This window comes from Maledivibacter halophilus (assembly GCF_900167445.1).
GTDB lineage: Bacteria > Bacillota > Clostridia > Peptostreptococcales > Caminicellaceae > Maledivibacter > Maledivibacter halophilus.
This window is the reverse complement of the sequence record NZ_FUZT01000005.1, coordinates 348,316-370,842: the sequence shown is the minus strand read 5'-3', so window position 1 is coordinate 370,842 and position 22,527 is coordinate 348,316. Positions and strand designations below refer to the sequence as shown.

General features: G+C 30.1%; 18 protein-coding genes. All 18 read left to right on the top strand.

Annotated features, from left to right (window positions below; translation table 11 throughout):
- A partial coding sequence (locus B5X81_RS11980) for an IS4 family transposase (RefSeq protein WP_139380314.1) occupies nt 1-840 on the top strand: 840 nt, incomplete at its 5' end.
- Between the two features lie 81 nt (nt 841-921).
- Nucleotides 922-1,593, top strand: a complete 672-nt coding sequence (locus tag B5X81_RS11975; protein WP_079492012.1) for an HAD family hydrolase — start codon at nt 922-924, stop codon at nt 1,591-1,593.
- 1,038 nt (nt 1,594-2,631) lie between these two features.
- Nucleotides 2,632-4,104, top strand: a complete 1,473-nt coding sequence (locus tag B5X81_RS11970; protein ID WP_139380313.1) for a BCCT family transporter — start codon at nt 2,632-2,634, stop codon at nt 4,102-4,104.
- 236 nt (nt 4,105-4,340) lie between these two features.
- Entirely contained in the window at nt 4,341-5,072 is a 732-nt protein-coding gene (locus B5X81_RS11965) for a response regulator transcription factor (RefSeq protein WP_079492009.1), read from the top strand.
- Nucleotides 5,073-5,160: 88 nt separating this feature from the next.
- Nucleotides 5,161-7,446, top strand: coding sequence for a response regulator (locus B5X81_RS11960; protein ID WP_079492007.1), 2,286 nt, complete (start codon nt 5,161-5,163; stop codon nt 7,444-7,446).
- A gap of 157 nt (nt 7,447-7,603) precedes the next feature.
- The gene (locus tag B5X81_RS11955) at nt 7,604-10,435 is read left to right on the top strand and encodes a sensor domain-containing protein (protein ID WP_079492006.1); all 2,832 of its coding nucleotides are present in this window, start codon (nt 7,604-7,606) and stop codon (nt 10,433-10,435) included.
- Nucleotides 10,436-10,462: 27 nt separating this feature from the next.
- The gene (locus B5X81_RS11950) at nt 10,463-10,639 is read left to right on the top strand and encodes a Spo0E family sporulation regulatory protein-aspartic acid phosphatase (RefSeq protein ID WP_079492004.1); all 177 of its coding nucleotides are present in this window, start codon (nt 10,463-10,465) and stop codon (nt 10,637-10,639) included.
- Nucleotides 10,640-10,881: 242 nt separating this feature from the next.
- On the top strand, nt 10,882-11,547 hold the full coding sequence (locus B5X81_RS11945; protein WP_208985047.1) for a phosphatase PAP2 family protein: 666 nt from the start codon (nt 10,882-10,884) through the stop codon (nt 11,545-11,547).
- A 306-nt stretch (nt 11,548-11,853) separates the two neighbouring features.
- Nucleotides 11,854-13,470 (top strand): vWA domain-containing protein, encoded by a 1,617-nt coding sequence (locus B5X81_RS11940; RefSeq protein WP_079492003.1) that lies wholly within the window; start codon nt 11,854-11,856, stop codon nt 13,468-13,470.
- A gap of 90 nt (nt 13,471-13,560) precedes the next feature.
- Nucleotides 13,561-13,725: a hypothetical protein gene (locus B5X81_RS27445; protein WP_170917393.1), complete on the top strand. Its 165-nt coding sequence runs from the start codon at nt 13,561-13,563 to the stop codon at nt 13,723-13,725.
- Between the two features lie 97 nt (nt 13,726-13,822).
- A complete protein-coding gene (locus B5X81_RS27440) occupies nt 13,823-13,993 on the top strand; it encodes a hypothetical protein (protein WP_170917392.1) in 171 nt (56 codons plus the stop codon).
- Between the two features lie 288 nt (nt 13,994-14,281).
- Complete coding sequence (locus tag B5X81_RS11935) at nt 14,282-15,223, top strand: metal-dependent hydrolase (protein ID WP_079492001.1); 942 nt, start codon at nt 14,282-14,284, stop codon at nt 15,221-15,223.
- A gap of 724 nt (nt 15,224-15,947) precedes the next feature.
- Complete coding sequence (locus tag B5X81_RS11930; protein WP_079491999.1) at nt 15,948-16,805, top strand: FAD binding domain-containing protein; 858 nt, start codon at nt 15,948-15,950, stop codon at nt 16,803-16,805.
- Nucleotides 16,806-16,810: 5 nt separating this feature from the next.
- Nucleotides 16,811-17,278, top strand: coding sequence for a (2Fe-2S)-binding protein (locus tag B5X81_RS11925; RefSeq protein ID WP_079491998.1), 468 nt, complete (start codon nt 16,811-16,813; stop codon nt 17,276-17,278).
- A gap of 19 nt (nt 17,279-17,297) precedes the next feature.
- A complete protein-coding gene (locus tag B5X81_RS11920; protein WP_079491996.1) occupies nt 17,298-19,646 on the top strand; it encodes a xanthine dehydrogenase family protein molybdopterin-binding subunit in 2,349 nt (782 codons plus the stop codon).
- A gap of 63 nt (nt 19,647-19,709) precedes the next feature.
- The gene (locus B5X81_RS11915) at nt 19,710-20,930 is read left to right on the top strand and encodes a tRNA-dihydrouridine synthase (protein WP_079491995.1); all 1,221 of its coding nucleotides are present in this window, start codon (nt 19,710-19,712) and stop codon (nt 20,928-20,930) included.
- Nucleotides 20,931-21,021: 91 nt separating this feature from the next.
- On the top strand, nt 21,022-21,795 hold the full coding sequence (locus tag B5X81_RS11910) for a carbon-nitrogen family hydrolase (protein ID WP_079491993.1): 774 nt from the start codon (nt 21,022-21,024) through the stop codon (nt 21,793-21,795).
- Between the two features lie 20 nt (nt 21,796-21,815).
- Entirely contained in the window at nt 21,816-22,514 is a 699-nt protein-coding gene (locus tag B5X81_RS11905; protein ID WP_079491992.1) for a DUF2848 family protein, read from the top strand.
- Nucleotides 22,515-22,527 lie beyond the last annotated feature (13 nt).

Sequence of the window (22,527 nt, the reverse complement as noted above, 5' to 3'; positions counted from 1 at the left end):
ACAACTTATACAGATAAACTACTTACATTAATTGATAAAAATGAATTGCTTATTACAGACCTTGGATACTTTAGTAAAGCCTTTTTTGAAAAATTAGCTGATAAAGGTGCCTACTATCTTACTCGTATTCATAAAAAAACTATGATTTATATACAAAATAATAGTATTCTTGAAAAGATTGATATAGTGGAACTTCTAAAAAACAAAACTGTTGTAGACAAAGAAGTTTTTATAGGTTTTAAATATAAAAAACAATTAAAATGCCGCCTAGTAGCTATTCGCCTACCAGAAAAAGTAGTGAGAGAACGTAGGCGAAAAGCTAATAAAAAAGCAAAAGATAAAAAGCTTAGCAAAAGAGAAATTGAATTGTTAGCATGGAATATTATTATTACTAACGTATCTAAAGAGAATTTATCTCCTGATGCTGTCTTTGACATATATAGAGCAAGATGGCAGATAGAACTTGTATTTAAATCTTTGAAGAGTTATTTAAATATAGATAAAATCGGAAATCCAGGACAATATCAGTTAGAATGTTTAATATATGGACGATTGATTACATCGATTATAATTTTTAAAATTTATAACATCCTATATCCTATTACTTATAAATATTTTAAGCGTGGTGTTAGTTTACTTTTATTTGTAAAGCTCTTGAAATCTTATAACAATATATTTTCGCAAAACATTACCTGCTCTATAATGACCATCAACTTATTAAAAAATGTTTTTGAAAAAGTATCTAAGCGAAGTTTACATGATAAACGTAGGCGAAAAACAACCTTAGAATTACTACAGGAATATCTTATTCCAAAAATAAATTTCCATAATGTGGCTTAAGTTAACGCCTATGATGTAGGAGTTAGTCTTTAAAGAAGATAATTATGAGATTTGCTCAAATAATTAAAGGGGAGAGTAAAAATGATAGAAGCAGTAATATTTGATATGGATGGAGTATTAATTGACAGTGAACCGATTCATAAAAAGGTTGAAAAAAGGGTATTTAAGGAAATTGGAGCAAATATAAGTGAAGAGGAACATAATTCTTATGTTGGAATGGCATGTAAAGACATGTGGAAGAATATAAAAGAAAAGCATGATTTAATTAGAGAATTTGCAATAGAAGAATTAGTTGAAATGGGAGTAGAATCCTATATAGATTATATACTTTCAAATAAATATATAGAACCTATAGAAGGTGTAGTAGAATTAATTGATGATCTGTATAAAAAGGATATAAAATTAGCAATTGCTTCATCTGGAGTAAGAAAAAGTGTTGATACCGTGGTAAAGATGTTTAAGCTAGAGAAATATTTTAAAGTAACTGTATCGGGAGATGATGTAAAAAATGGAAAACCATCCCCAGAGATATTTTTAAAGGCAGCTAAGGCTTTAAATGTGGATCCTAAAAATTGTATTGTTTTTGAAGATTCAAAAAATGGAGTACATGCTGCTAAAAAAGCAGAAATGAAATGCATTGGATTTAAAAATCTTAATTCCGGTGATCAGGATTTATCCTCTGCAGATATTATTATAAATGATTATTTAGAGATAAACCATAAAAGACTTAGGAATCTTTATGAATTGAGCTAATTGCATATGAAAGTATTGTTCTTAATTTCACTATTTAAAATAGAGTATATTTTGATAGTAATCTTCTAGAGATTTTAAGAAAAAATATAGTATGTAGATTCTATAGGAGAAAATTATGAAATTTCCTCAATTAAATAAATCTTTTGCATAGTGATAGAAATTATTAAAGAATTTGAAATCTTGGTGTCGTATATCAAATAAAGGTGTTATAGGAAGATACTATGTAACACCTTTATTTTGAATATAGTGAAATATTTGATTTGTTTTACTATATAAGTTTATAAATATTTACTCTGATTTTCTAAAAGATAATTAAGTAAAGTTAGTATAATATTTGTAAATAGTAAATATAGGGTTATATTTTCACTGTTTGATAATGCAAGAATTAAACTTATAATAAATCCAGCAAATAGAAAAAATAGAAATAGATTTAAATGAAATTGAATATTTTTTTTTGCTTTTATTTTACAATATTTATCTTAAGTCCTATTTTTTATTAACCTTATCTTAATAAAGAAGTAGAAAACCATATAGTATAAAAAGACAACTATTAGCATTTCAAATCTGTCAATAAATTTAGGCAGAATTTCAATAGGAATTATTAAAAATAGTATTGATGTAATTAACAAGCATATTTTCAAATATTTGTTAAAATTTATGTAATTAAGTACAATATTTTTTATCATATCACTTCACCCTTTTTTACATATCTAATTATCTAGATATTCGGATATGTATTCTATATAAATTGAAAAACACCTTCTTAATCCATAAACTATTTTAAAGTACTATCTTAGAAAATATGTTCCGAGTTGTAATAAACTTTGAACATTTAAAATGTTGTTATAAAATGCTTCTTAATCAATGTAAAAAAATATATGAATATATTTTACAACTAACAACTTCTATGATACAATGAGTAGGTCAGTTTTAGATAATCGTGATTAAAATAAAATCATGATTATTTAAATCTTTTATAAATTCATTTGGGTGTTTTTTGAATTTTAAAATGAGTAATTGTGGAAAAAGGAGGATTTGATGAAAAAAAAGAATAAGACAGTATTTTATGTATCATTATTTGTAGTAATAATTGTAGTACTTTGGGCATTAATATTTCCAACAAACTTTGAAACTAAAACAAATAGTACTTTAAATTTTTTAGTGGAAAAATTCGGGTGGTTCTATTTAACCACTATTAACTTATTTATATTTTTTTGTATATGGATTGCTTCAAGTAAATATGGGAATATAAAATTAGGTCCAGATGATTCAAAGCCGAAATATAGTTATATTTCATGGTTTGCAATGTTATTTAGTGCAGGAATGGGTATTGGACTTGTATTCTGGGGTGTTGCAGAACCTTTAAATCATTTTATTAATCCAATAGGAGTTGAAGGTGGAACTGAAGCAGCAAAATCATTTGCAATGACGAAATCATTTATGCATTGGGGATTACATCCCTGGGCCAATTATAGTGTATTAGCCTTATCTCTTGCATATATGCAATTTAGAATGGGAAAGCCTAGTTTGATTAGCAGTATTTTTATTCCCCTAATTGGAGAAGAAAGAGTTAAGGGGAAAATAGGAAAGAGTATAGATGTATTAGCAATATTTGCCACAGTAACTGGCGTTGCAACTTCTTTAGGATTAGGTACTTTGCAAATTAACTCGGGATTAAATTATTTATTTAATATTCCGGAAAATACATTGACACAATTATTAATTGTAGTGGCTGTAACAGCTATATTCATGCTATCCACAGCTAAAGGTTTAGATAAAGGGATGAAGGTATTATCAAATACAAATGTTATTATTGCTGGAACTTTACTTGTATTTTGTTTTATAATAGGACCAACTCTTAATATTTTTAGTAATCTTGGGAATGGATTATTGGCATATACAAAGGACTTATTTGTGGAATTAAATCCATTTGGGAAAAATGAATGGTATAAAGATTGGACTATTTTTTACTGGGCATGGTGGATTTCATGGGCTCCATTTGTAGGAACTTTTATTGCAAGAATTTCTAGAGGAAGAACCATTAGAGAGTTTGTTATTGGAGTTTTACTGGTTCCTTCATTGATTTCTTTTCTTTGGTTTTCAGCTTTTGGAACACTGGGTATAGATACAGGAATGGATGTTGCAAAGGAAGCTATAATAAAAGCCGAAACTGCTTTTTTTGTTATAATGAAATATCAGTCATTTGGTTCATTAATTTCAATGGCAGCAATAGTATTACTTGGAACCTTTTTCATTACTAGTGCAGATTCAGCAACCTTTGTATTAGGAATGATGTCATCAAATGGTGATTTAAATCCAAGTACAAGAAGAAAGCTAACTTGGGGAGTAATACAATCAGCTTTAGCTTTATCCTTGATGGTGGCTGGTGGACTTGAAATGCTTCAGACAGCTTCTATTATAGTTGCATTTCCCTTTGCAATAGTAATGGTTTTTGCTATGGTTTCTATGACTAAAGCATTAAAAAATGAAAGATTTTCTAAAGAACAATAATTTAATTGATTTTAATAATATGCTTGAACTTATTGAATTAATCATAGGTTCAAGTTTTTTAAGTACTATAAACCTATGATTAGTGTCTAAAATTTTAGCTTTATTCTAAGTACTTACGCCGAAATAACCATGGTTATACTATAATAATCTGGGTATTTATTATTAATAAATACAAATTGATAAATTGGCATAATATTTTATTGAGTAATACTGCAATAATATTAAAGGTGGTTTTTATGAAGGATGAGAATATAGGGAAACAAGTTTTGGTTGTAGAAGATGATATGATAGTTTTTAAAATAATTAGTTCCGTTCTAAATAAATATGGATTTAATGCTGTAAGTGCATCAAATGGAAGGGAAGCCTTGGAATATTTAAAGAAGTCTAGTGTAGATGCAATTATACTAGATTTAAATCTTCCTGATATCCATGGTATTGAAATTTTGAAGATTATTAGAAATCACCCTGTTCATAATTCAGTAGCTATTCTTGTGGTAACCAGCAGCAATGATAAAATGGAAGAGATTCTCAGTCTTGAGGTAGGGGCCGATGACTATATTGTAAAACCCTTTCATCATCGTGAACTCATTGCTAGACTCAATGCTATACTTAGAAGAACTAAAACATTAGGAAATAGATCTAATATAATTATCTTTGATGATATAAAAATAAATATTGAAAAAAGACTGGTGAAAAAAGGTGATAAGCTGATTAAGCTATCATTTAAAGAATTTGAGATTTTACTTCTTTTAACTTCTAATCCTGGAAAGGTAATATCTAGAGAAGCCATGCTAAATAAAATAGGAGGATTAAGATATGTTCCTGATACTAGGACCATTGACATGCATATTTCAGCTATTAGAAAAAAATTAGGAGATACTGAAAGAATAAAAAAATATATTGATACAATTACTGGAGTAGGTTATCGTTTTAGAGATATTTGTATTGACAATAAAGTGGCAACATAAGAATTGAATAACTGTAAAAAATATAGTATTTAAATTCATAGAATTATTAAATTTTAAGGGCTGCGGTTAAGAAAAGAGGTATGCTTAAGTGAATAGTAATCAAAGAATAAATAACTTTGAGAATGGGTATGTGTTTAGAACAAATCGGCCTACAATTATACTTATAGTAGACCCTGAGAATGGAGATATTGTTGATGCAAATGATGGAGCATGCAATTTCTATTTATATAGTAAGGAAGAAATCTTAAAAAAGAATATTTGTGAGATAAATACATTGCCTAGGAAAGAATTATTTAAAAGAATGAAGGAAATTAAATTAGAAATTAGTAATCAATTTATATTTCATCATCGTCTATCTAATGGAGAAATAAAAAAAGTAAAGAGTCATAGCGGACCTATAAAAATTAATAATAGGTCATTAATTTACTCTATAGTCAATGAACTAACAGATAAAGATGAATTTAGAAAATTGTTAAAACAAAGTAATAGGGATATCAGACAGATTTTTAATAAAATTAATGATCCTATTGTTTTAATAGAATTTGATGAAAAAAATGATTTTAAATCTATTATTGACGTAAATAATGAGACCTGTTTAAGATTGGGATATACTAGAGAAGAATTGTTCAAATTATCCCCAGTAGGAATAAGAATGCTATTTGCAAAGGATGAGGACATTAGACTTTTTAAAAATGAACTCTTTGAAATCCATAGAGTTACCTGTGATATTACTTTTATATCAAAAGAAGGTAAAAAAATATTAACAGAAGTTAATTGCAGCTTGCTTCAACTATATGAAAAAAATATGGGAATAATGGTTGTCAGGGATATTACTACTAAAAAGAAATATGAAGAAGCTTTAAAGGCAGCAAAAATATATGCAGAAGAAGCTAATAATATAAAAACCCAGTTTTTAGCCAATATGAGCCATGAAATTCGCACCCCTATTAATGGAATTATTGGTATTGTAGATCTGTTAAAAGATACATATCTTAACTCGGAACAAAAAGAGTATATATCTTTATTAAAATATTCAGCTGATAGATTACTGGTAATTATAAATGATATATTAGATATTACTAAAATTGAGGCAGGAAAATTTGATATAGAAAATGATAATATTATTACCAAAACTTATTTTGGGAAAACAGTTAAGTATTTTGAATTACAGGCTAAGGCAAAAAAAATAAAATTTTTTTCAAATATAGATACCTCTATTCCAAAAATAATAATAGGAGATGCCGATAAGATTAATAAGGTGCTTTTTAATTTATTAAGTAATGCAATAAAATTTACTGAAAAGGGACATATAATCTTAAGAATACAGGTTGTAAAAAAATATAAGGACAGTATAGAATTAGAGTTTTCTGTTAGAGATACTGGAATAGGAATACAACAAAGTGACTTTGAAGATATTTTTGAGGGCTTTAGACAGGTAGATTCTTTAAGTAATAAGAAGTATGAAGGTACTGGTCTGGGCTTAACAATTACTAAGAAGCTTATAGAATTAATGGGTGGAAGGATTAAAGTGGATTCTCAATACGGCAGTGGCAGTACTTTTACTGTTACATTAAAATTGGGATATGGTGAATTAGAAGAAAATAAAAAATCTAATAAAGAAGATTTATATCTAAACCCTAAAAAACCTTTAAAATTAAATATTCTTTTAGCAGAAGATGATTATATTAATCAAAAGATAATTAAAAGAGTATTGGAAAAAAATAATTGGATTGTCACTGAGGTTTTTAATGGAAAAGAAGTTTTAAGACGTTTAGAAGAAAAATATTTTGATATTATAATAATGGATATAAATATGCCGGAAATGGATGGATATGAAACAACAAAGTTAATTAGGGAAAAAGAAAAAGAGAAGAATATTCATGTACCAATTATTGCAATGACGGCTGCTGCAATGAAACAAGATAAAGAAAAATGTCTTGGATTAGGTATGGATGCTTATATATCAAAACCTGTCAAGCCAGATAATCTAAATAATATAATAATAAATGTTTTAAATAGAAATTTAAATTTAAAGAATATAATTGAAAGATTTGATGGAGATGAGAAACTTTTATGCGAGATTATAGAAGATATAATTTGTTCTAAATATGAAAAAGAATTTATAGGTAATATGGAAAAATATATTCAAAATAGTGAATGGGAAAAATTAAAGAATTGTGCACATAAGTTTAAGGGAAGTATATCCTATTTTCAATCATCAATAATGTTAAATCTAATTGAAGAAATCAAAAGACAATGTCAAAGAGGGGATTTGCATAGAATAGAGGATTTATTTACTAATTTAAAAGAGGAGTTTATTGAGCTAAAAGGGAATTTAAAAAATTATCAAAAAATGATTTGTGAAAATAAATAAAAATACATATCTCAGTATAACACTTGTCTAATGCTTTATCTAAAAATTTTACAATCTTTTTACAAAATCCCGTAAGGTTTTTACATTACTTCTATATAATTATGTATATAATTCCATATGATACAAGAAAACACTACAAATAAATGGGGGATATAGTGTGAAAATTAGAAAGGATATAATTAATTTTCTATTATCTGAAAATGCTTTGGAAGGATTTTTAATCATTAAAGAAGATAAAATTGTAGATTGCAACCATAGATTTGTAAATATGTTGGGCCATTTGACCAAGGATGATTTGATAGGAGAGAAGTTTTATGATTTAGCTTGGAAGATACAAAATGGTGAATCTTGCGCTATTGAAATTTTTAAAAGAATGGCTGCTAATACATTTAACTATGGAAGATCCAAATTTGAATATAAATTTAAAACAATATCTGGAGAAATGCTTTGGACGGAAATAATATTTATTGAGGAAGAATTACAAGGTGAGAGGATTATTAATGGAATTATAAAAGATATTACCCTATGGAAAGAGTTTGAGTCTTTTATTAATGAAGGGGAAAATAAATATGCCAGTATATTTAATAATCCCCACACCCCCATGCTCATTATCGATTCAAAAAATGGTGATATAAAAGATGTAAATTGGGTGGCATGTGATTATCATGGATATTTAAAAGAAAAAATGCTAAAAATGAATATTAAAGATATAAATAATTTAACAGAAAAAGAAATATATGATGAAATGAAATTAGCTAAAATGGAAGATAGAAAGTTTTTTAGATTTAAACACAAACTAGCCAATGGCAGAGTTAAAGATGTAGAAGTATATAGTGGTCCCATAGTAATTAGTAATGAAATATTTCTCCTTTTTATTATACATGATGTTCAAGAAAAGAAAGAAATAGAAGAAAGATATGAAATAAAAAACACTTATTTTAAATATTTATTTGAATATTCTCCAGAAGCTATAGCACTTCTCGACAATGAATTTAGAATTATGAATGTAAATAAGAGCTTCGAAGAGATTTTTATGTACTCAATAGATGAAATAAGATATAAGAACATAACAAATGTAATATGTGATGAAGAAGCCTATGACGAATCAACCTATTTTAAAGATTGTATAAAAAAAGGTGAATTTGTAAGAAAAGAAACAAAGAGGAAACGAAGGGATGGGAAATTAGTAGAAGTGGCTTTTTTAGGATTTCCAATAATAAAGGATAAAAAGCAAATTGGTGTAAATTGTATATATTCAGATGTTAGTAAAATAAAGGAAGAAGAAAAGAATAAGAGGCTTTTTTCAGAAATATTTAAAAATAATACAGTTGGAGTTGTTATTACTGATATAAATGGAAATATTGAATGGATAAATGACACATTTACAAAAATTACAGGGTATACTTCCCTGGAAGTTGTAGGTAAAAATCCCAATATACTAAAATCTGGAAAGCATGATAATAATTATTATAGTAATATGTGGAATTCTATATTAACCGATGGAAAATGGCAAGGTGAAATTTACAATAAGAGAAAAAATGGAGAGATATATCAGGAATGGCTCAATATAATTGCTGTTAAAGATGATAATGGAAATATAGAACATTTTATAGCCATGTTAAACGATATTACTGATGAAAAACAAAAAGAAAAGAAAATAGAAATTTTAACCAATAGAGATAATCTTACACAATTATATAATAGAGAATATTTTATTAATAAATTAAATTATGAAATTTTAAAGAGAGAAAAGAATGAGGAATATAATAAAGGACTTGCAATATTTTTCCTGGATATAGATGATTTTAAGGAGATAAATGATACCCTTGGACATTTAATAGGTGATGAGATACTTAAAAAATATGCTGGTAGATTATCTGAATGTATAAGTGAAAATGATTTAATTGCAAGATTTGGCGGAGATGAATTTATTATTTTATTTCCTACAATTAAAAACTCTTATCAAATAATGGATATAGCTGAAAGAATTTTAGAGGTTCTAAAAACTTCCTATATTGTAAATGGATGTGAACTCAATATGATGACAAGTATTGGTATATCAATATACCCTCATGATGGAACAGATTCCACAACGCTTGTTAGAAATGCAGATATTGCTATGTATAAATCAAAAGAAGTTAAAGGTAACAAGTTCACAATATTTGAGCCAATATTTGACAAGAAAATTCAAGAGAATTTTGAAATTAAAAATAATCTTAGACATGCTATAAATAAGAAAGAACTATTTTTAAATTATCAGCCAATATATTCTTCTTTGACAGAAAAAATAATTGGTGTAGAAGCTTTACTGAGATGGAACTATGAAGGAAATAAGCTTATACCTCCATCAAAATTCATACCAATAGCAGAAAAAAGTGGAGAAATAAATGCTATTGGAGAATGGGTACTTACGAATGCATGTAAGCAGAATAGTATATGGCAAAGTTCAGGACATAAGCCTATATTTATGTCGGTTAATGTATCTATTTTGCAATTAGAACATCCAAACTTTTTTGAAATTGTTAGAAGAATTTTGAGAGAAACAGGAATGAAAGCAAGGTACTTACAGCTTGAAATTACCGAAACGATTCTTACAAAAAATACTGTTCAGGTTATTGAAATAGTGAAGCAGTTAAATAAATTAGGTGTTCGTTTGGCTATAGATGACTTTGGTACAGGATATTCATCCTTAGGGCAACTAAGTAAATTTAATGTTGACAAAATAAAAATTGATAGAATGTTTATAGATGGTATCACTAATAATTATAATAAGAAAAAAATAGTTAAGGCCATTATATCAATGGCCAAAAGCCTAAATATTGGCGTAATAGCTGAGGGAGTAGAGACAATTGAGCAATTAGGCTTTTTGAAACAGAACAGATGTAATATGATACAGGGGTATCTATTTAGCAAACCAATAAGTGCAAAAGAAATCGAAAGAAAGTTAAGCAAAAGCTATGATTGGTATCCATTTAAAAAATACAATTAACTTCACCTAGGGAGGAGATGTGTTTAAATGGACAAAAAAGAACGAGTACTAAAGGATATTGACTTATTAAGGGATAAACTAACGGATTTGATTAAAATAAAAGAGGAGTTAATAGATGAAGAAGTTGTACGAACAAGTAAACTTCTTGATATTTTATTAAATCATTATAATGATTTAATAAATACTAAAGATAAACAGTTTTAAAATTTATTAATCTTTAGGGTATCATTACTTTATATTAATAAAAAAAACAATTAGAAATGGCAATAAAATTGGCATAGAAAATTAAATCTTTTATTTTCGACAAAAAATGACTAGACTTTTTACAATTTTATGTTAATATAATATTTATGGTGAAAATGAGAAAATCTGCTTCATTAAATTTAATGGTTTTCTAATTGATATAGTATTTAGTTTGGATATTTTGACAGAAAAAGGTGAAAGCAATGTTGATGACAAGACTGAAGGAAAATAAACATTTTTTAATTTTATCTTATTATTTGGTAATATTTCTTTTGTACAATTATACAGAGAAAGTTGTTAAGCCGGAATATATAATGTATTCAAAATTGGATGATTATATTCCCTTTGTTAAAGAAATGGTTATACCATATTTGTTTTGGTATATGTACATTATTATTGCATTGATCTATTTAGGATTTAATTCAAAGGAAGATTTTTATAAGCTATCAGGATTTATGTTTGTTGGAATGACCATATGCTTTTTTCTATATTTACTATTTCCAAATGGGCAAAACTTAAGGCCTACAATATTAGAAAATGATTTTTTCTCTAATATCATAAAAAGCATATATGCTTCAGATACCCCTACAAATTGTGCTCCAAGCATGCATGTGTTAGATTCGATTGCTGTACATGCAGCTGTTGTTAAATGTAAAAAATTAAAGAATAGAAAAATTATCAAACGTATTTCTGCCATTATTATGGTGCTTATAATTGCTTCAACTGTTATGATAAAGCAGCATTCCATAATAGATGTACTTTATGGAACAATGCTCAGCCTTATTATTTACTGGGCAATATACAAAGTCAAAGTTCAGGAATACTTCAGCTCCAAAAAGCTTGTTTATATAAATGATACTAATAAATAGAAATAATGGGTTTAAAAAGCTCCTATAAATGGGAGCTTTTTTATTTTGGAAAAATTGGAACTTTTTAATTTTTTTCTCGTCATAATATTATGTGGAATAAAATTACATTGATTGAGATAATTGCATAATTTGAATTTAAAACAATTGCATATGCGAATATTATTCTTTAAAATAAAATATATTTTGATAGTAGACTTGTAGAGATTCTAAAACTAGATATAACTGAATGCAGTATTTAGTTTTTACAAGAGGTAATTGTGCAATTCCCTCAATTGTGTATTAAAAGATATTTAGGGAGGGTTTTTTATGAGTAAAAAGATCTTTATGTTGTTGGTTATTATTGTGATAATAAGTTTGATTTCATCATGCAGTAGTATTACTAAAGAAACTGAGATGGCTAAAGAAGAAGAAAAAAATGGTGAACAGTCATTAGAAAATATTGCACCTGCTGAATCTGCTGCTGATACAACATTTGCCGAAAAGCTAAGGGGATCTGATTCAATTTACATACAAGGAGAAATGAATACAGAAGAATATTCAGATATAGAAGAAAATAGCTACAAATTGTCATTGGAAAATCCACTATCCACATTTTCAATTGATGTAGATACGGCTTCCTATAGTAATGTTCGAAGGTTTTTGATGGATGGAAAAATGCCACCTGAGGATGCTGTGAGAATTGAGGAAATGATTAATTATTTTACCTATGATTACCCTGAGCCCCATGGTGATGCTCCTTTTAGTGTAATAACTAAAATAAGCAAATGCCCTTGGAACGAAAATCATGATTTAGCTATGTTAGCCTTAAAGGGTAAAGAAATAGAAACTGAAGAAAAAATACCTAGCAATTTGGTTTTTCTAATAGATGTATCGGGGTCAATGAATCAGGAAGACAAATTACCATTATTAAAGTCTGCTTTTAAAATGTTAGTTAATCAACTGGATGAGGAAGATAGGGTTTCAGTAGTGGTTTATTCTGGAGCTGCCGGAGTAGTTTTAGACTCAACTAGTGGAAGTGAAAAAGATACAATAATAGACGCAATAGAAAATTTAAGAGCTGGAGGTTCCACCGCAGGAGGAGAAGGCATAGAGCTTGCTTATAAAATAGCTAAAGAAAATTCTATCGATAATGGCAATAATAGGGTAATACTTGCCACCGATGGAGATTTTAATGTTGGGCCATCAAGTGATGGTGAGCTTAAAAGGTTAATAGAAGAAAAAAGAAAGGATGGAGTTTTTTTAAGTATTCTTGGATTTGGTACTGGAAATCTAAAGGATTCTAAGGCAGAATTATTAGCTAATAAGGGAAATGGAAACTATTCCTATATAGATAATATCTTAGAAGCTAAGAAGGTCTTAGTAGATGAGATAGGCTCAACTTTATTTACCATAGCTAAGGATGTAAAGATACAAGTAGAGTTTAACCCTAGTAAAGTAAAGGCATATAGGCTTATAGGATATGAAAATAGACTATTAAATGATGAAGATTTTAATGATGACAAGAAGGATGCTGGAGAGATAGGAGCAGGACATACAGTAACAGCCTTTTATGAATTGATTCCATCTGATTCCGATGAAGAAGTTCCCGGAACCGATGAATTGAAATATCAGGATTCTAAAGTAAAGGACAGTGACGATATAATGTATGTTAAATTAAGATATAAAGAACCTCAAGGAGAAAAGAGTAAATTGATTGAATTTCCAGTTATAGAAAAAGAAGAAACTGAAAAGACGTTACAGGATTTTAATTTTGCCAGTGCAGTGGCTGAGTTTGGTATGCTTTTAAGGGATTCCCAGTTTAAAGGAAATTCAAGCTATGACCGTGTCATAGAGCAGGCAGAAAAAAATAGAGGTAAGGATATTGAAGGATATAGAGTAGAATTTATAAAGATGGTTAAATTGGCTAAAGAGTTAGCAAAATAAGGAGTTTTTTAGATATAATACATTTTTATACAAAAATTACCCTGTATTTATTGAAAGCCCCTACAAAAAATACAAATGAGGTGATTTTTTATGAAGAAAAAAAATAATAAAAAGAGAAATCAAGAAAATTTTTTTAATGAAATGGCTTATGAAATAGCTGGTGATCTTGGTGCCGTTGATAATGAAGAAATGGTAAATAGCAGGAATATTATTACAAGTAAAAAGAATAAGAATAGTACTGAAGAAAAAAAATAGATAAGCATATTTGAAGTATTTCCAGAGAAATATGATACCTAAATCTTCATCATAATACGTAATCTATAGTAACTAATAATTGATGGAGGTTTTTGATATGAGAGTATCGGCTGCTTATTTATATCCAGATTTTCTAGCTAAAAGGAATAATGATAATTTTAATTTAAAAAAATCCAAGGAAAAGAAAGAAAAAAGCTTTGAAGATTATTTACAATATTATAATAAAAAAGCCAATAAATTAGCTTTAGAAAATAAAATAATGCAATAAATGTATAATATACAGAGTAGGATTCTAATTCTACTTTGTTTTTTTGTATATGGAATTAAGCTGTTTGAAGATAGAAGATTTAATGTGGATTTGTTTTAAGAGTTGAACAAGTTTAATAATCAAGTTATAATAATGATTTAAGATATTAAACATTAAAATTTTCGATATAGGAACTAGCACAGCGAGTTAAATTAAGTTTTGCTATGGGAAATTTATATACATAAAAATGAGCAAACCTTAGAATGGCAAAAGATTTTACTATGTTTTTTGATATTAGGAGTGATTTCCATGATGGGAAAAACCCATTATTCATTAGGTGTTTTGTATTATCTGTTATTTTCTATGATACCAGCTATTACTATAGTTAATTTATCTGATATTGGCTCAATGGTTATTTGTATTTTAGCATCAGCAGTTGGGGCTCTATTTCCTGATGCTGATTCTGATCATAGTTTAATTAATAGTAGAAATCCAGCTTTCAAAAAATCAAATAGTATTGTGAATCGTTATAGGAATTTAGCAAAAAAAACATTTGCTTTTCTATTCTTCAGTGTTCCTTGTGGACTTATTATAATCTATATGTATAATAAACAATATTTATCAAGAGAGCTTGTACTAATTTCAGTAATTTTATTTATCTTAGCAATTAATGGAGTTAAAGTAGGAGAGAAAATATATGTTCCAATTTTGACAAAAGGATTGAAAAGAATAAATACTGGAGCAGCAAGGATTAAAAAATATTTTATGATGATTGTATATTTAAGTATAGGAATTGCCTGTATATATCTTAGCAAAGGAAATATTGAAGGAATAACCTGGGGGATTATATTTATTGCTATAGCTATATTTCCCCATAGAACATTTTTACATTCACCTGAAGGACTTATTTTAGCAACTATTGGAGTAAAGCATGTAGAAAATATTTTGTCAATACCTAATATTTCTATAGCTTTTTTTATTGGTTATTTTAGTCATTTGTATTTAGCCGATATATTTACTAACAGTGGAGTACCTATATCAGTTATACCCTTGATATTAAGATGGTCAAATCTACATAATAAATTAAAGAAATATAGATTTTATATGGGAATCTATAAGTTGCTCAATAAAAAATTGTCTATTCCATTAGTAAAGACAGGAAGCAAGCTTGGAAACTGGATCGAGGGGATCTATGTTTTAAGTTTGTTTATACTTCTATTTGTAGTAATAGCAAAATATAAGATTCTGTAAAGTAGTAATCTAAATATAGGCCAATAAACTTAAGAAAGGAAGGATTTTCAGTGGTTACGACCATAAATTAAATTTTACAAGCTTACATCTATAAGAAGAAAAAATTTTAAAATCCTAAAATCAGGCAAGGATGGAATAAGGTTATACTATTTAACCTTGATATCTTTAAGATTTTAGGATTTTATATTTTCTTAAAAACAGCATGTATTTGTTTAAACTATTTGCACTATTTGCACTATTTGCAATTATATGTGCAAATAGTGCAAATATTGAAAAATCATGACTTTACTCCTAATTTTAAAAAGAGAATCCAAAAAAATTGCAAAAAATGCAAATAAATTTATAAACAAAAAATATATAAAACTTGTGCTATTGGCTTAAATTCACAATATACACAATATTAATTTAATTGGCATAATTGTTGCGATATATAAGATTAATCGATTTAAATATAAGTTAACATGTATTAGAAAAATTAACATTCCCATTTAAAATAAATTTTATGAACCAGAGAAAACGTTATCACTGCATTTGGTAAAGTGTTGTATGCTAACTAAATCTAATATTGCTAATTTTGCAGAAAATAAGGAAATCACAGTAATGCTGATTCAAACGTGTAATAATGAATACAATTGTTTGACCTTAGCAGGGAAATATTCCTTATACATCTATTTCTGTGAAACTATAATAAAAATTTGAAACATAAAAATATGGAGGTGAAAAAATGCTAGATACAACTTATTTTGCACCTAGTACATTAGAGGAAGCAGTGGATTATTATAGAAAAAATCCAGAAGTTATATTATTCGCTGGTGGTACAGATCTTCTTGTAGGATTAGAATACGGGAAAGTTAAGATTGAAAATTTTTTAGATTTAACAAATGTAGAAGAACTAAATTATATTTGCATAAATGGAAATGGAGTTAAAATTGGAGCTATGACTACAATTAATTCTGTAGAAGAAAACCCACAAATTATCAGTAAATATCCCTTTTTAGCTGATGCTGCTTCAAAATTAGGCTCGTGGCAAATTCGCAATACTGCAACTGTAGGAGGAAATATTTGTAATGGTGCACCTTCAGCTGAGTTAACACCACCTTTATTAGTGCTGGATAGCAAAGTTACTGTAATAGGGCCTGACGGGGAAAGAACATTGCCCTTAAATGATTTTTTAGTAGGACCAGGAAAAACTGCACTGTATGAAGGCGAGATTTTAAAGGAAATTGAAGTGCCGGCTCTCCCTGAAAAGGCAGTAGGGGTCTATATGTGCCATAAATGGAGAAAATCTATGGATGTTGCTATAGCAAATTTAGCAGTTTTTCTGGTTTTAGATGGAGACGAGATTAAGGAAGCTAGAGTTTGTTTAGGCGCCGTTGGGCCAACAGCTTTTAGAGCATCTGAAACAGAGAAGGTTTTATTGGGAAATGTCCTGAAGGAAGATGTAATCATTAAAGCTTCCGAGACTGCAGCCAGTGAAGCCAAACCAATTACAGATGTTAGAGCTAGTGCCGATTATAGAAGACGAATGATTAGTGTTTGTATGAAACGAGCTTTGACTAATCTACAGAATAAGGAGGTGTAATCTCAATGAAAGTATCAATAAAGTTAAATATTAATGGAGATGATTATTACACCCATGTTTATCCTACTCGCACACTAGTAGATGTTTTGAGGGACGATTTAAGATTGACAGGGACTAAAAAGGGTTGTGGTGCAGGTGAATGTGGAGCTTGTACAGTTCTTATTGATGGAAAGCCTGTTAATTCTTGTATGGTTTTAGCTGTACAGGCTCAAGGGAAAAAAATCATTACAATAGAAGGTTTAGCTGAGAACAACGATTTAGATTATATACAAAAAGCATTTACTGAAAATGGCGCAATACAATGCGGATATTGTTCTCCAGGATTTATTATGACTACTAAGGCTTTACTAGATAAAAATGAAAATCCTACTGAAGAAGAAGTGAGAACTGCAATTTCTGGCAATCTTTGCAGATGTACTGGATATCAAAAAATAGTAGATTCAATTTTAAAAGCAGCTAAAACAAAGAAATAGTAAGGAAAGGAGGTAAAAAATGAAAAATAATAAATTTGATGTTGTAGGTAAAAGAGTAGTTCCTATAGATGTAAAGGAAAAAGCTATGGGTACAGCTGAATATGTTACAGATATGAAGCTTCCTGGGATGCTTTATGGGAAGATTTTGCGTAGTCCCTATGCCCATGCTAATATTTTAAGCATTGATACAAGTGAAGCAAAAAAAATACCCGGAGTAAAGGCAGTGATTACTTTTGAAGACACACCTAAGATTCCCTTTGGAACGGGATGTGGACGTAATGACTGGTATATTTTAGCAAAAGATAAGGTTCGGTTTGTTGGTGATGAAGTGGCAGCAGTGGCAGCAATAGATGAAGAAACTGCTGAGAAGGCATTGGAGCTTATACATGTTGAATATGAAGAGCTACCAGTAGTTTTAACTCCCAAGGATGCAATTAAAAAAGGTGCACCAATTATTCATGAAGATTGTCCTGATAATATAGCATATCATACTGAAGTTGAAAGAGGAGATGTTGATAAAGCTTTCAAAGATGCGGATCTTGTAGTTAAAGGTACATATAGTACTAGTCAGGCATATCAGGCATATCTCGAACCAAAGGCAGCAGTTGCTCAGTGGGATGCTTATGGAAAACTTACTATGTGGCTTCCTGTACAAGTTCCTATGAAGTGTAGAATTGTATATGCTAAGGCTTTGGGATTGGATCCCGGTAGATTACGTGTTATTAAACCCTATATGGGCGGTGGCTTTGGAGCTAAATTTGAGTATATGGCTCATTTAATTTGTGCAGAGTTAGCTAGACATACTGGTAAGCCAGTTAAGGTTGTTAATACAAGAAGGGAAGACTTTATTGCTGGAAATCCGAGAGTACCAATGGAAATTAGTATTGAACTTGCTTTAAAAAAAGATGGTAGATTCATAGGCAAAAAAGTTTATACTCTGGCAGGTAATGGTGGTAGAACTGTATATGGTCCGCCTATTGCATCAACTACATGCTATCGTATAGATGCTCTTTACGATTTCCAAAATGTAAGATCAAAAGCTGATTTATTATACACAAATACAGCACCTACAGGATGTATGCGTGGCTTTGGAAATTCTCAGATGATTACTACCTTTGAACAATTATTAGACAGAGCAGCAGAAAAGTTAGATATAGATCCAATCGAGATAAGATTAAAGAATGCTTACAAGGATGGAGATGTAAACCTTCATGGTTGGGAGCTTAACACCTGTGGTCTAGCAGAATGTTTAGAAAAGGCTAGAAATATGTCAGATTGGGAAAAGAAATATGGTAAGAAGAGGCAAAAAGGAAGGCTGAAAAAGGGGATTGGTATAGCATCTACTATGCATGTTTCTGGAAATCGTGCATTCTTCAAACCCTTTGATGGAGCATCATCTTTAATTAGAATAGGCGAGGAAGGTCAAGTTACCCTTGTACATGGAGAATGTGATATGGGTCAAGGCCAGGATACAGCCTTTGCACAAATTGCATGTGAGGCATTAGGTGCTCGCTATGAAGATTTTTCTGTGGCTACAGTGGACACACAGATTAGTTCTCTTGGCTGTGGATCATTTTCAACCCGTGGAACTACTTTAGGAGGTCAGGGTGCTATAGCTGCTGCTAAGGATGCTAAAGGGAAAATACTTGAGGCGGCAGGAGAAATATTAGAAAGACCTGCTAAAGAGCTAGATGCTTCTAATGGAATTATATTTGAAAAAGAAACTGGAAAAGAAGTTCTTACCTTTGCTGAGGCTGCTAAACATTATGTATTTGAGCACGGTGGAATGCCTGTAACTGGAGTGGGTTATTGGAAACCGCCAACAGTAGTACCGAAAAATTATTATGGAAACTGTTCTCCAGTATATCCTTATGGTGCTCATATTGCTGAGGTTGAAGTAGATGAAGAGACAGGTAGAGTAGATGTTGTAAACTATTGGGCAGTACATGATGTCGGTAGAGTTATTAATCCTACTCTCTTAGAAGGGCAATTAGAAGGCGGAATAGTACAAGGAATAGGTTGGGCTTTAACTGAAGATATGATTTATGATGAAAAAGGAGTTCTTCAAAATGATAATTTCTTAGATTATAGAATTCCAGGTTCAAATGATGTTCCAAGGATTTATACAGATTTTGTAGAGAGTAATGATCCAAATGGCCCCTTCGGTGCTAAGGGAATTGGAGAACCAGCACTTAATCCCGTTGCCGCTGCTGTATCTAATGCCATATATGATGCAATTGGAGTTAGATTTTATGAAATACCTATTACACCTGAAAAAATTTTAAAAGGCTTAGCTGAAAAAGAGAAAAACAAAAACAGTAATACAGCAGCAAATAAAAACAGTTACTTATACCAGAGGAGGCTCTAGTGACTCCAGATGGGTTAAAGTAAAATACAAATAAAAAAATACAATTATAAGGGGGAAAATATCGTGAAAGCTGATGTTAGTGTAAATGTGTGTGGAATAAGACACAAAAATCCAATTGTAGTTGCCTCTGCTACTCCATCTAAGGATGCAAAATACATGAAAAAATGTGTTGATGCAGGGGCTGGAGGTATTATAGCCAAAACTATTTCACCGGAACCGTTGTTACAAAAGTATGTATCACCTCGTTTTACTGTTTTACACAAGAAGGGTTGGCCCCATGCTTTTTCGAACTATTCCTGTGAATTTTTAGCACAATATACACCAGATGAGTGGGCAGAAGAATTAAAAGTAGCTGCAGATTATTGTCGCAAGAATGATGTAGTTCTTTATGGGAGCATATCAGGAGATACATTGGAGAATTGGGGTAAAATGGCTAAACAAGCTGAAGAAACAGGTATACATGCATTAGAATTAAATTTTGGATGTCCTCATCCACGTGATTTAGGATATCTAAGTGGCCAGGAACTGGGCAGTAATCCAGATGTGGCTGCTCAAGTAACTAAAGTAGTTTGTGATGCTGTGGATATTCCCGTGTTTGTAAAATTAACAGCAGAAGCAGTTAATCCAATGGAAACAGCTAGAAAAGTACAAGAGGCTGGTGCTCGTGGATTGACAGTTGTCAATCGTTTTCCTGCACTAGAATTAGATATAGAGACAGGACGTCCACTTCTTCATTCAAGCTTTGCAGGAGTAGGTGGGCCATGGATGAGACCTATTATGCTTAAATGGGTAGCTAAAATTGGACGTGAGATAGACCTACCAATATCTGCAACAAATGGAATCTGGGGATGGAAGGATGTAGTAAAATCAATTATGGTTGGTGCTTCCACTGTTCAGACATGTACTGCTCTTATGTATAGTCCTAAAGGATTTGGAATGATCCAAGAGTATGTTGATAAATTAGGTGAATACATGACAAGGAAAGGTTACAAAAACATTGAAGAGTTAAGAGGAATTACTATACCTCAAATTAAAACATGGGATAAGGTTGATAGGGATACACAAAATGTATCTGTTGTGGACACCGATAAATGTAACGGCTGTAATATCTGTGAAAATTGGTGCTTTAGAGGAGCCATATCCTATAAAGAAATAGATGGTAAAAAGAAAGCTCAGATAGATTCTAATAAATGTGATGGATGCGGATTATGTGCTTCACTTTGTGGACAAAATGCTATACATATGGAAGGGCCAAAGCCTATTTACCTTGGTGATTTTAGTTAAATTTAGAGATTATCTTGATATAAATACTTTATTAATAAGAAAAACTAATATGCTGGATATAAAATAATTAATCGAGAAAGGAGGATAAAAATTGAAAATTGCAATTATTCAGCTGGGAATTAATGATGAAGAAACTAAGGAACAAAGACTTTTAAGAGTTGAAGGAATAATAGATAAATTAAAGGGTTCAGATCTAATTATTTTACCTGAGCTGTGGAATATAGGGTTCTTCTCCTATGAAAGGTATCATACAGAAAGCGAAACTTTAGATGGAGAGTTAGTTTCACGACTTTCAGCAAAAGCCCGCAAAAAGAATTCCTATATCTTTACTGGCAGCTTTGTGGAAGAAAGAAATGGAAAGTTTTATAATACTTGTGTTTTATTGGATCGAAGGGGACAGATTATTGGAGATTATAGTAAAATACATCTTTTTGGATATGGTTCTAAAGAAAGAGAGTTGCTATCAGCAGGAGAAAAGATAGAGGTAATAGATACTGAATTTGGAAAAGTGGGGCTTAGTATCTGCTATGACCTGCGTTTTCCAGAGCTCTATAGACGGATGGCAGATAAGGGTGCAGAAATAATAATTAGCTGTGCTGCATGGCCTTATCCTAGGGTAGAAAACTGGGATGTTTTAAATAAAGCAAGAGCAATTGAAAATCAATGCTATTATCTTGCTAGTGGATGTGCTGGAACCAGTAAAGGCAAGGCTTTTATTGGAAGAAGCATGGTTGTTGACCCTTGGGGAACCGTAGTGACAAGTGCGTCAGAAAGGGAGACTATTTTAAAAGCAGAAATATATCCGGAAAATGTACCAAAAATAAGAGAGGAATTTACTCCTCTCAAAGACCGTATCCTTAAATAATCTATTAGGGAGATGAAGCAATGAGAGAAAATACGCTAGAATTATTTATAAATGGAAATCCTCAAAGGCCTATATATTACACTGTCAAAAAAATTATTAATGCAGGGTATACAGGACGAAATCAAGAGGAAGTAATGAAACATATTGAAGAGTTAAAGGAAGTGGGAGTGCCAGCACCAGATAAAATACCTACTTACTTTCCAAAAGCAGCAGCTTTACTAACTACAGATAATTACTGTGAAGTAATTGACAAGGATAGCACAGGTGAGGCGGAATATGTGCTTTTGGTTGCAGATAATGAAATATATGTTGCTGTTGGAAGCGATCACACTGATCGTAAATTAGAAGTAGGTAATATTCCTAAAGCAAAACAAATGTGTCCAAATTTTATTTCCCGGGGAGTATGGAAGTTTGATGATATTAAGGAAAACTGGGATGATTTAAAAATGCGTTCTTGGATAGGAAAGGATAGAGCTAAGATTTACCAGGATACAACTTTAGATGCGTTTATGAGACCAGAAGAACTTTTAAAAAGAGTTAAAGCTCTTTTAGGTGGGAAATTGGAAGAAGGTACAGTTATCTTTTCCGGTACGGTGGGGGCACTTATTGAAGGTATGCCCTTTAGTAATACTTTTGATGTGGAATTAAAGGATGAAAAACGTAATGAAACTTTAAGCTGCTGTTATCAAATCAAAATTATTGATTGGATTAAAGAATAATTAAAAATATAAA